The sequence below is a fragment of the Chitinimonas sp. genome, from assembly GCF_036568685.1.
Classification (GTDB): domain Bacteria; phylum Pseudomonadota; class Gammaproteobacteria; order Burkholderiales; family Chitinimonadaceae; genus Chitinimonas.
The window spans coordinates 60,762-71,093 of sequence record NZ_DATCSC010000136.1 but is presented as its reverse complement, the minus strand read 5'-3'; the positions used below and the strand labels follow the sequence as shown (position 1 = coordinate 71,093).

General features: G+C 62.2%; 9 protein-coding genes. All 9 read right to left on the bottom strand.

Annotation, left to right across the window (positions count from 1 at the left end):
* Nucleotides 1-158 precede the first annotated feature (158 nt).
* The 9 genes from odhB to VIM95_RS19970 all read right to left on the bottom strand — a co-directional run bounded on the left by odhB (nucleotide 159) and on the right by VIM95_RS19970 (nucleotide 10,187).
* The gene (gene odhB, locus VIM95_RS20010; protein WP_331989256.1) at nucleotides 159-1,400 is read right to left on the bottom strand and encodes a 2-oxoglutarate dehydrogenase complex dihydrolipoyllysine-residue succinyltransferase; all 1,242 of its coding nucleotides are present in this window, start codon (nucleotides 1,398-1,400) and stop codon (nucleotides 159-161) included.
* 94 nt (nucleotides 1,401-1,494) lie between these two features.
* Nucleotides 1,495-4,314: a 2-oxoglutarate dehydrogenase E1 component gene (locus VIM95_RS20005; RefSeq protein ID WP_331989254.1), complete on the bottom strand. Its 2,820-nt coding sequence runs from the start codon at nucleotides 4,312-4,314 to the stop codon at nucleotides 1,495-1,497.
* A 109-nt stretch (nucleotides 4,315-4,423) separates the two neighbouring features.
* Nucleotides 4,424-5,719, bottom strand: coding sequence for a citrate synthase (gene gltA, locus VIM95_RS20000; RefSeq protein ID WP_331989252.1), 1,296 nt, complete (start codon nucleotides 5,717-5,719; stop codon nucleotides 4,424-4,426).
* 81 nt (nucleotides 5,720-5,800) lie between these two features.
* Complete coding sequence (locus VIM95_RS19995) at nucleotides 5,801-6,064, bottom strand: succinate dehydrogenase assembly factor 2 (RefSeq protein WP_331989250.1); 264 nt, start codon at nucleotides 6,062-6,064, stop codon at nucleotides 5,801-5,803.
* A 16-nt stretch (nucleotides 6,065-6,080) separates the two neighbouring features.
* Entirely contained in the window at nucleotides 6,081-6,776 is a 696-nt protein-coding gene (locus tag VIM95_RS19990; protein ID WP_331989258.1) for a succinate dehydrogenase iron-sulfur subunit, read from the bottom strand.
* Nucleotides 6,777-6,805: 29 nt separating this feature from the next.
* The gene (gene sdhA, locus VIM95_RS19985; protein ID WP_331989248.1) at nucleotides 6,806-8,575 is read right to left on the bottom strand and encodes a succinate dehydrogenase flavoprotein subunit; all 1,770 of its coding nucleotides are present in this window, start codon (nucleotides 8,573-8,575) and stop codon (nucleotides 6,806-6,808) included.
* Nucleotides 8,575-8,922, bottom strand: coding sequence for a succinate dehydrogenase, hydrophobic membrane anchor protein (sdhD, locus tag VIM95_RS19980; RefSeq protein WP_331989246.1), 348 nt, complete (start codon nucleotides 8,920-8,922; stop codon nucleotides 8,575-8,577). The genes sdhA and sdhD overlap by 1 nt, the downstream gene beginning before the upstream one ends.
* Nucleotides 8,916-9,290: a succinate dehydrogenase, cytochrome b556 subunit gene (gene sdhC, locus VIM95_RS19975; protein WP_331989244.1), complete on the bottom strand. Its 375-nt coding sequence runs from the start codon at nucleotides 9,288-9,290 to the stop codon at nucleotides 8,916-8,918. Before sdhC ends, sdhD begins: the two co-directional genes overlap by 7 nt.
* A gap of 168 nt (nucleotides 9,291-9,458) precedes the next feature.
* Nucleotides 9,459-10,187: a GntR family transcriptional regulator gene (locus VIM95_RS19970; protein ID WP_331989242.1), complete on the bottom strand. Its 729-nt coding sequence runs from the start codon at nucleotides 10,185-10,187 to the stop codon at nucleotides 9,459-9,461.
* Between the last annotated feature and the right edge of the window lie 145 nt (nucleotides 10,188-10,332).

Sequence of the window (10,332 nt, the reverse complement as noted above, 5' to 3'; positions counted from 1 at the left end):
GGGCTGCGCGGATAGCAGCCACGTAACCGCCGGGGCCACCGCCGATCACGACCACATCGAATTGTTGAGACATGGGAACCTCTGGGTAGGAAACTGGTGGCACCGAGGCGACCGCAGGTCATCGTATGACAGGCGGTCGCTCGGCGACGCAGGGCGTTTTAGATATCCAGCAGCAGGCGGGCCGGGTCTTCGATGGCTTCCTTGATCGCCACCAGCGACAGCACGGCTTCACGGCCGTCGATGATGCGGTGATCGTAGGACTGGGCCAAGTACATCATCGGCAGGACCACGACCTGACCGTTCTCGACCATGGCGCGCTCCTTGGTGGCGTGCATGCCCAGAATGGCCGATTGCGGCGGGTTGATGATAGGGGTGGACATCATCGAACCGAAGGTACCGCCGTTGGAGATGGTATAGGTACCACCACTCAGTTCTTCGATGGTCAGCTTGCCTTCCTGGGCACGCTTGCCGAAGTCGGCGATCTGCTTCTCGATCTGCGCGAGGCTCAGTTGGTCGGCGTTACGGATGACCGGCACCACCAGACCGCGCGGGCTGCCAACGGCCACGCCGATGTCGTAGTAGCCGTGGTAGACGATGTCGTTACCATCGACCGAGGCGTTCACGATCGGGTACTTCTTGAGGGCGTGCACGGCGGCCTTCACGAAGAAGCCCATGAAACCCAGCTTGATGCCGTGTTCCTTCTCGAACTTGTCCTTGTACTTGTTACGCAGCTCCATCACCGGCTTCATGTTCACTTCGTTGAAGGTGGTGAGGATGGCGGCGGTGGATTGCGACTCCACCAGGCGCTCGGCAACGCGCTGACGCAGGCGCGACATGGGGACGCGCTGCTCGGAGCGGTCGCCCAGCGGCACGGCCACGGCCGGTGCCGGGGTGGCCTTGGCGGCGGGAGCAGCAGCCGGCTTATTCGCAGCAGCCACCACGTCTTCCTTCAGCACACGGCCATCACGGCCGCTGCCCTGGATCTTGCTGGTGTCGACACCAGCGTCGGCGGCAGCCTTCTTGGCGGCCGGCATGACAGCGGTGCCGAAGCCAATGGCGTTCTCGGGCACGCCGGCAGCGGCAGCAGCGGCGGCAACACGGGTCGGTTCCTGGGCGATGGGGGCGGCAGCCGGAGCGGCAGCGGCACCAGCGCCAGCCTTGGCTTCGGTATCGATGGTGGCGATCAGCTCGCCGCTACCCACGGTAGCGCCGTCACCCTTGACCAGGCTGACGATCACGCCGGCCTGTGGGGCGGGCAGCTCAAGCACCACCTTGTCGGTTTCCAGGTCGATCAGGTTCTCATCACGCTCGACGTACTCGCCGACCTTCTTCTTCCAGCTCACCAGGGTGGCTTCGGAAACAGATTCGGGCAGTTGGGGGACTTTGACTTCGATCAGCATGTTTTCGGCTCCGTAGTATCGGCCTGACTCGGGTTTTTAACGTACCAACCGGCCGCACAAGGCGGCCGGGTGTTCACTCTTTTGGATGGACTGCTTACTTCAGCGTGGTCGCTTCATCGACGAAGGCCTTGAGCTGGGCGGTGTGCTTGCTCATGTAGCCAACGGCCGGCGAGGCGGACGACGGACGGCCTGCGTACAGCAGAGTCTGCTTGGCCGACATGCAAGCTTCCAGACGATGGCGGATCTGGTGCCAGGCGCCCTGGTTCTTCGGTTCTTCCTGCACCCACATGATCTCCTTGGCGCCGCTGTACTTACCCAGCTCAGCCTTGAGTTCATCGGTCGGGAAGGGATAGAGCTGCTCGACGCGCACGATGGCGATGTCCTTCTGGTCACGCTCGACGCGGGCGTTGTGCAGGTCGTAGTAGACCTGACCGGCACAGACCAGCACGCGCTTGACCTTCTTGGCATCGGTCACGACGGTATCGCCGATCACCGGACGGAAGCCGCCCTGGGTGAAGTCTTCCAGCGGGCTCATCGAGTCCTTGTAACGCAACAGGCGCTTGGACATAAAGATGATCAGCGGCTTGCGGTACGGGCGCAGTTGTTGGCGGCGCAGTACGTGGAAGATCTGGCTGGCTTCGGACGCCATGACGATCTGCACATTGTGCTCGGCACACATCTGCAGGTAACGCTCCAGGCGGGCCGAGCTGTGCTCAGGACCCTGGCCGTCATAACCGTGCGGCAGCATCATGGTCAGGCCACAGAACCGGCCCCACTTGGTCTCGCCAGAGGTGATGAACTGGTCGATCACCACCTGAGCGCCGTTGGCGAAGTCGCCGAATTGGGCTTCCCAGATGGTCAGTTCGTCCGGGGCCGAGGAGCTGTAGCCGTATTCGAAGGCCAGCACGGCTTCCTCGTTGAGGATGGAGTCGATCACCAGGAAGTTGCCCTGGTTCTCGCTCAGGTTGCGCAGCGGCACGTGTACGCCGGCATCCCACTTCTCGCGGTTCTGGTCGTGTACCACGGCGTGGCGGTGGCTGAAGGTACCGCGGCCCGAGTCTTCACCCGAGATACGAACGCCGTAACCCTTCTCGAGCAGCGAGCTGTAGGCCAGGATTTCGGCCATACCCCAGTCGATGTTCTGCTTGCCGGCCGCCATTTCGCGACGGGCAGCCAAGACCTTCTCGACGGTGGGGTGCAGCTTGAAGTCTTCCGGCACCTTGGTGGCCTTCTCGGCCAGGCGGCCGATCTCGGCAGCACTCAGGGTGGTATCGGTCGGGTGAGCCCAGTGGGTACCCTTGAAGGCGCCAAAGTCGATGGCGAAGCTACGCTTGAAATCGGTCAGCGTGGTCTGCTCGACATGCTCGCCCTTGTCCAGCGCGGCGCGGTAGGCCTTGATCAGGCCATCGGCTTCGTCCGCGCTCAGCAGGCCCTCGGCTACCAGGCGGTCGGCGTACATCTTGCGCACGCCAGGGTGCTTGGCAATGCGCTTGTACATCATCGGCTGGGTCAACATCGGGTCATCGCCCTCGTTGTGGCCAAGCTTGCGGAAGCAGACCAGGTCGATGACAACGTCGCGGTTGAACTGGCGGCGGAAATCCAGGGCAGCCTGGACCACGAAGCAAACGGCTTCCGGATCATCGCCGTTCACGTGGAAGATCGGCGCTTCGATCATCTTGGCGATGTCGGTACAGTACAGCGAGGAGCGGGTATCGCGCGTGTCGCTGGTGGTGAAGCCGATCTGGTTGTTGATGACGATGTGCACCGTGCCGCCCACGCCGTAGCCACGGGTCTGCGACAGGTTGAAGGTACCCTGGTTGGTACCCAGGCCGATAAAGGCCGAGTCACCGTGCAGCAGCACCGGCAGTACCTGGGCGCCGGTACGGTCGCCGCGGCGCTGCTGGCGGGCGCGGGCCGAGCCAACCACCACCGGGTTGACGATTTCCAGGTGTGACGGGTTGAAGGCCAGCGAGACGTGCACAGGACCGCCCGGGGTCGGGATGTCGGAACTGAAGCCCATGTGGTACTTCACGTCGCCCGAAGGCAGGTCGTAGCTGTACTTGCCTTCGAATTCGGAGAACAGGTCGCGCGGCAGCTTGCCCAGGGTGTTGACCAGCACGTTCAGGCGGCCACGGTGGGCCATGCCGATCACCATTTCCTGTACGCCGTGTTCGCCCGAAGTCTGCACCAGGTGGTCCAGCGCGGCGATCATGCTCTCGCCGCCTTCCAGCGAGAAGCGCTTCTGGCCGACGTACTTGGTATGCAGATAGCGCTCGAGGGTCTCGGCAGCGGTGATCTGCTTGAGTACGCGCAACTTCTTGTCGCGGCTGAAGCCCGGGGTGGAACGGGCCGACTCGAAGCGCTCCTGGATCCAGTGGCGCTGCTCCGAGGTAGTGATGTGCATATATTCGAGGCCGATGCTGCCGCAGTAGGTCTGCTTCAGGCGGGCCAGGATATTGGCGAGCGTATCGCGCTCAGGCCCGACCAGATTGCCGCAGTCGAAGGTCATGGCCATGTCGGCGTCGACCAGGCCGTAGTAGGCCGGGTCCAGCTCTTCGAGCAGGGGCTGGTCAAAGCGCTTGAGCGGATCCAGGTTGGCGTAGCGGGCGCCGATGATGCGGTATGCCTGGATCAGGCGCAGCACGGCAACCTGCTTCTTCATGGCCTCGCTCTGCGCAGCGGCGCTGACGCCACCGGTACGCGGCTGCTTGGCCTGCTGGATGAAGGATTCCTCGATGGCCGCGCGCGGAATGTCGCGGTCGGTGGCGCCGGGCAGTTGCTGCAGTTTGTCGAAATAGTCCCGCCATTCTTCGGGCACCGTGAGCGGGTCGGCGAGGTATTGCTCGTACAGGTCCTCAATGAACGGCGCGTTGCCGCCGAACAGATGGGACTGGGCTTGGAATGCTTGCATCATGGTGATGTGGCCTATGGCGTTTTTGCTTTTCGCTTGGGCGAGACGATTGCGACAAACAGCGGCTGGAGAAAGGCGCACACCGGGGTTTGCCCGATGTGCGCCGACAGCCTTACTTACGGTTCGCGATCTCGACGTAGTCGCGACGCGGCGCACCGGTGTAGAGCTGACGCGGACGGCCGATCTTCATGGCCGGGTCGGCGATCATCTCGCTCCAGTGCGAGATCCAGCCCACGGTACGTGCCAGGGCAAAGATCGGAGTGAACATGGAGACCGGAATGCCGATGGCCGACAGCACGATGCCGGAATAGAAGTCGACGTTCGGGTACAGCTTGCGCTCGATGAAGTACGGGTCTTCCAGGGCGATCTTTTCCAGCGCCATGGCAAGCTTGAACTTCGGGTCGTTGTGCAGGCCCAGTTCGTTCAGTACTTCGTCGCAGGTCTGCTTCATGATGGCGGCGCGCGGGTCCATGTTCTTGTACACGCGGTGGCCGAAGCCCATCAGCTTGTAACGCTTGTCCTTCACGCCTTGCATGAAGTCAGCCACATTGGCCACGTCGCCGATCTCGTCCAGCATCTTCAGCACGGCTTCGTTGGCGCCGCCATGCGACGGGCCCCACAGACAGGCGATACCGGCAGCGATACAGGCGAAGGGGTTGGCACCCGACGAGCCCGACAGGCGGACGGTCGAGGTCGAGGCATTCTGCTCGTGATCGGCGTGCAGGGTGAAGATGCGATCCAGCGCGCGGGCGGTGATCGGGTTGACCTTGTACTCTTCGACCGGGGTCGAGAACATCATGTACAGGAAGTTCTCGGCGTAGGTCAGGCCAGCCTTGGGGTAGCTCAGCGGCAGGCCGCGGTTGTAGCGGTAGGCCTGGGCGGCGATGGTCGGCAGCTTGGCAACCAGGCGGAAGGCAGCTACCTCGCGGTGACGCGGGTCGTTGATGTCCAACGAGTCGTGGTAGAAGGCCGACAGGGCACCCACCACGCCGACCATGACGGCCATCGGGTGAGCATCGCGACGGAAGCCACGGAAGAAGTTGTGGATCTGATCATGCAGCATGTTGTGGCGCATGACGGTGTAGTCGAAGTTCTTCTTCTGCTCCGCGGTCGGCAGTTCGCCGTTCAAGAGCAGGTAGCAGACTTCCAGGTAGTCGCTCTTCTCGGCCAGTTGCTCGATGGGGTAGCCGCGGTAGTACAGCTGGCCCAGGTCGCCGTCGATGAAGGTGATCTTGGATTCGCAGCTCGAGGTCGACAGGAAGCCGGGGTCATGCGTGAACATGCCGGTCTTGCCGAAGGCGCGGATGTCGACGACGTCCGGACCCAGCGTGCCCTTCAGAACTGGCAGTTCGATGCTGCTCTGACCGTTGTTGTAGGACAGCGTAACGGTATTGGGTGTATCAGCCATGAAAAAGTGCTCCTGATTGGATTTCGGGTAAACCGCCAGCGCAACGACTTCTGGTGCGCCATGGCCTCGAACTAAGCAGCATTATTGTTGATTCTTCAGAACCTGCCAGTGCTGGAGCTTCGTCAGGATGGGCACGAAGCGTGGATCGTCGGTGACGGTTTTGCCATCGACCAATTCCAGCAAATCTACGTCCGGCAGCATCAACAGGTCCTGGTAGACGTCCAGCTCGGCCGGGGACAACTGGTCGAAGTCGTGTTCGAGGAAAAGCTCGAACACGAGATCCAGTTCCAGCAGTCCCCGCCGGGAACGCCAGCGGAGTCGGTTCTTATCCGCTTGGGTATGCATCTCGGTGAGTCTCCGGTCAGGCAATACGCTTGACCATCAGTTCCTTGATCTTGCCGATCGCCTTGGTCGGGTTCAGATGCTTCGGGCACACATCCACGCAGTTCATGATGGTGTGGCAACGGAACAGCCGGTACGGGTCTTCCAGGTTGTCCAGGCGCTCGTTGGTCGCGGTATCGCGGGTATCGGCGATAAAGCGGTAGGCAGCCAAGAGACCGGCCGGGCCGACGAACTTGTCAGGGTTCCACCAGAACGACGGGCAGGAGGTCGAACAGCAGGCGCACAGGATGCACTCGTACAGGCCATCGAGCTCTTCGCGGTCAGCCGGGCTTTGCAGGCGCTCGTGCGAAGGTGGTGGCGTGTCGTTGATCACGTACGGCTTGATCGAGTTGTACTGCTTGAAGAACTGGGTCATGTCCACGATCAGGTCGCGGATGACCGGCAGGCCGGGCAGCGGGCGGATCTCGACCGGCTGCTTGAGACCGGCGATGTCGGTCACGCAGGCGAGGCCATTCTTGCCGTTGATGTTCATGGCGTCCGAACCACACACGCCTTCGCGGCAGGAGCGGCGGAAGGACAGGCTGTCATCCACCGTCTTCAGGCGCACCAGGGCATCCAACAACTTCTTGTCGCTGGGTTCCAGCTCCACCTCGATGTCCTGCATATACGGCTTGGCATCGACATCCGGGTTGTAGCGGTAGATCTTGAATTGCATCTTCATAGTCTGGGCTCCAGTACGTCCGCTTAGAACGTACGCTCCTTCGGCGGGATGTAATCGACGGTCAGCGGCTTGGTGTGCACCGGCTTGTAGGACAGGTGGCGGTCGCTGTTATAGAACAGCGAGTGCTTCATCCAGTTTTCGTCATCACGCTTCTCGTAGTCGTCGTGCGAGTGCGCGCCGCGCGATTCCTTACGGGCTTCGGCCGCGATCATGGTGGCAACGGCCACTTCGATCAGGTTGTCGAGCTCCAGCGCTTCGATGCGGGCAGTGTTCCAGACCTTGGACTTGTCCTTGATCTGGGTGCGCTTGGCGCGCTCGGCCACTTCGGCGATTTCCTTGACGCCCAGGGCCATGTTCTCGCTGTTGCGGAACACGCCGGCGCGCAGCTGGATAGTCTTTTGCATGGCTTCGCGAACCACGTTCACCTCTTCGCCACCGGTCTGGTTCTCCAGGCGGGCAATGCGCGACAGGCTGAAGTCTGCAGCGTTGTCAGGCAGCGGCTTGTGAGTGGGACGCTCACGGCGGATGAAGTCGATCATGCTGTCGCCGGCCGACTTGCCGAAGACCACGAGGTCGAGCAGCGAGTTGGTACCCAGGCGGTTGGCACCGTGCACCGAGGCACAGGCGCACTCGCCGGCGGCGTAGAAGCCATTGACGCGCACTTCCGGGTTGTCGCCCTGCGGCACCATGACTTCGCCGAGGTAGTTGGTGGGGATGCCGCCCATTTGATAGTGGGTGGTCGGGATCACCGGGATCGGTTCCTTGATCGGATCGACACCGGCGAACTTGATCGCGATTTCGCGGATCGAGGGCAGGCGGTGATTGATAACCTCGGGGCCCAGGTGGTCCAGCTTGAGCAGCACGTGGTCCTTGTTCTTACCGGCACCACGGCCTTCCAGCACTTCCAGCGCCATGCAGCGGGACACGAAGTCACGCGGGGCCAGATCCTTCAGGGTCGGGGCATAGCGCTCCATGAAGCGCTCGCCGTTGGCGTTCAGTAGAATACCGCCCTCGCCGCGCACACCTTCGGTGATCAGCACGCCAGCGCCGGCCACGCCGGTCGGGTGGAACTGCCAGAACTCCATGTCTTCCAGCGGAATGCCGGCACGGGCACACATGCCCAGGCCGTCACCGGTGTTGATAAAGGCATTGGTCGAGGCGGCGTAGATACGGCCGGCACCACCGGTCGCGAACAGCACGGCCTTGGCATGCAAGATGTAGACCTCACCGGTCTCCATTTCCAGGGCGGTCACACCCACCACGTCACCGTCGGCGTCGCGGATCAGGTCCAGCGCCATCCATTCGACGAAGAACTGGGTGTTGGCGCGGACGTTACGCTGGTACAGGGTATGCAGCAGTGCGTGACCGGTACGGTCGGCGGCGGCACAGGCACGCTGCACCGGCTTTTCGCCGAAGTTGGCGGTATGGCCACCGAAGGGGCGCTGATAGATACGGCCCGATTCGACGCGGTCGAACGGCATGCCGAAGTGTTCCAGCTCGATCACGGCCTCGGGCGCGGTCTTGCACATGAACTCGATCGCGTCCTGGTCGCCGAGCCAGTCGGAACCCTTGACGGTGTCGTACATATGCCATTCCCACTTATCTTCCTGGACGTTGCCCAGCGAAGCGGAAATGCCACCCTGTGCCGCCACGGTGTGCGAACGGGTCGGGAATACCTTGGACAGCACGGCGGTCTTGAGACCGGCCTCGGACAGCTGCAGCGCGGCGCGCATGCCAGCGCCACCGGCACCGACGATCACCGCATCGAATTGACGTTTAGCGACGTTCGCCATTACACACCCCACAACACTTTAACTGCGTAGACGAAGCTGACCAGCAACCAGAGGATGGTCAGCACATGCATGGTCAGGCGGATGGCCAGCGGCTGGATGTAGTCCATCCAGATATCGCGGACACCGACCCAGGCGTGCAGCAGCAGCGCCATGACGGTAACAGTGGAGAGGACGCGGACGCCGGTATTGGCGAACAAGGCGCGCCAGCCTTCGAAACTGGCGTGCGCGGCGGCGAACAGGAAGAACACGAGGCCAATGGTGTAGACCAGCATGATCACAGCGGTAATACGCTGCAGCAGCCAGTCGCGCAGGCCGTAGTGGGCACCGATGACGTGACGATTTACCACAGCAGACCTCCGATAACGGCAGTGAGTACCAGGCTGACGATCATGACGGCCTTGGCGGTGGCGCGGGCAGTTTGCAGCTCGAGGCCCTTGTGCACATCCAGCAGCAGGAAGCGGATGCCGGCACAGGCGTGATGGAGATAGGCCCACAGCACTGCGATCAGGCCCAGCTTGACGATGGGGTAGGAAATGAAGCCGCGGAAGGCGTCGTAACGCGCCTCGTTGGAGAGCGAACCGGCCAACAGCCACAGCATGACTGGGATGGCGAGGAACATGAGTATGCCGCTGACGCGGTGCAAGATCGAGACGATGCCCGGTATCGGTAACCTTATCTTGGGAAGATCCAAGTGCTTAGGCCGTGCTTTCTCCATGACGCAATCCTTTTTGTTTAATTCCAGTGGTGCGCTCCATTTCGCACCACCATCCCGGAGGCTTAACCTCGGGTGAGGCAAAGTCTTTCGATTGTAGCAAAGTGATTTGCCATTACCGACCGACTCCACCCTGTTGCCCGGCAGCCTCCCGGCTTGGCCGTCGCACTCCTACACGCGGTAGACATACTGGTCCGTCCTGCAACGCAGCACCGACCATTCCACCGGTTCGCCATCCAGGCCGCTGGCGACACGCGCCACCTCCAGGACCGGCATATCTTCCAAAACACCCAGCAACCTCGCCTCTTCCCGACCGGCCACACCGGCACGGAACTGGGGCGGGTTGGAAACCACCCGCAAGCCGAACTCGCGCCACCATACCGTGCGCAGATTGCAATTGGCCTGCTTGATACGGCGAGCATCCAGACCATCGAAACGCTCAGCCGCCACAAAACTATCGATTACCGCAAAGGGCTCGCCGGCCACCCGCACCAAGCGCTTCACGGTCAGTACATTGCCGCCGCGCCGCAGCCCCAGTGCCGCCGCCGCATCTTCACCCGCATTGGCGCGCGCGCAGGCGAGCAGTTCGAGCGAAGTATCGAGCGGGCGCGAACCGGCCGGCAATCCGGCCTTACCCCAATCGTCCTCGGCCAGCGCCACAAAGGTACCCAGCCCCTGCCGGCGTAGCAGTACACCCTCGGCCACCAGGCTATCGAGCCCCTTGCGCACCGTACCCTGGCTCACGCCCAGGCGCTCGGCCAGCTCAAGCTCGCTGGGTAGCAGCTCGCCAGCTTCCCACTCGCCTTGCTCGATACCCGCGACGATGCGGGTACGCACCTGGGCATAGAGCGGCTGGCGACCGGGCAATTCGGCTGAAGAGCGGCCAGAGACAACGGACATGAACTGTATAAACCCTTGGGATTTTGCGCTTTATACGCCTACCCGCGCGGCATGTCTATTACGGTCTTATATAAGACATAAGACAGCAAACGCACAAAGCGGGCAATTTGCGGCAATCCGGGTGATTTCAGTGGCTTGTGATGCT

Excerpts from the sequence above, each read along its gene's own strand:
- VIM95_RS19970 (WP_331989242.1), bottom strand. The coding sequence starts at position 10,187 with ATGTCCGTTGTCTCTGGCCGCTCTTCAGCCGAATTGCCCGGTCGCCAG.
- VIM95_RS19995 (WP_331989250.1), bottom strand. The coding sequence starts at position 6,064 with ATGCATACCCAAGCGGATAAGAACCGACTCCGCTGGCGTTCCCGGCGG.
- VIM95_RS20005 (WP_331989254.1), bottom strand. The coding sequence starts at position 4,314 with ATGATGCAAGCATTCCAAGCCCAGTCCCATCTGTTCGGCGGCAACGCG.
- VIM95_RS19990 (WP_331989258.1), bottom strand. The coding sequence starts at position 6,776 with ATGCAATTCAAGATCTACCGCTACAACCCGGATGTCGATGCCAAGCCG.
- sdhC (WP_331989244.1), bottom strand. The coding sequence starts at position 9,290 with ATGGAGAAAGCACGGCCTAAGCACTTGGATCTTCCCAAGATAAGGTTA.
- gltA (WP_331989252.1), bottom strand. The coding sequence starts at position 5,719 with ATGGCTGATACACCCAATACCGTTACGCTGTCCTACAACAACGGTCAG.
- sdhA (WP_331989248.1), bottom strand. The coding sequence starts at position 8,575 with ATGGCGAACGTCGCTAAACGTCAATTCGATGCGGTGATCGTCGGTGCC.
- odhB (WP_331989256.1), bottom strand. The coding sequence starts at position 1,400 with ATGCTGATCGAAGTCAAAGTCCCCCAACTGCCCGAATCTGTTTCCGAA.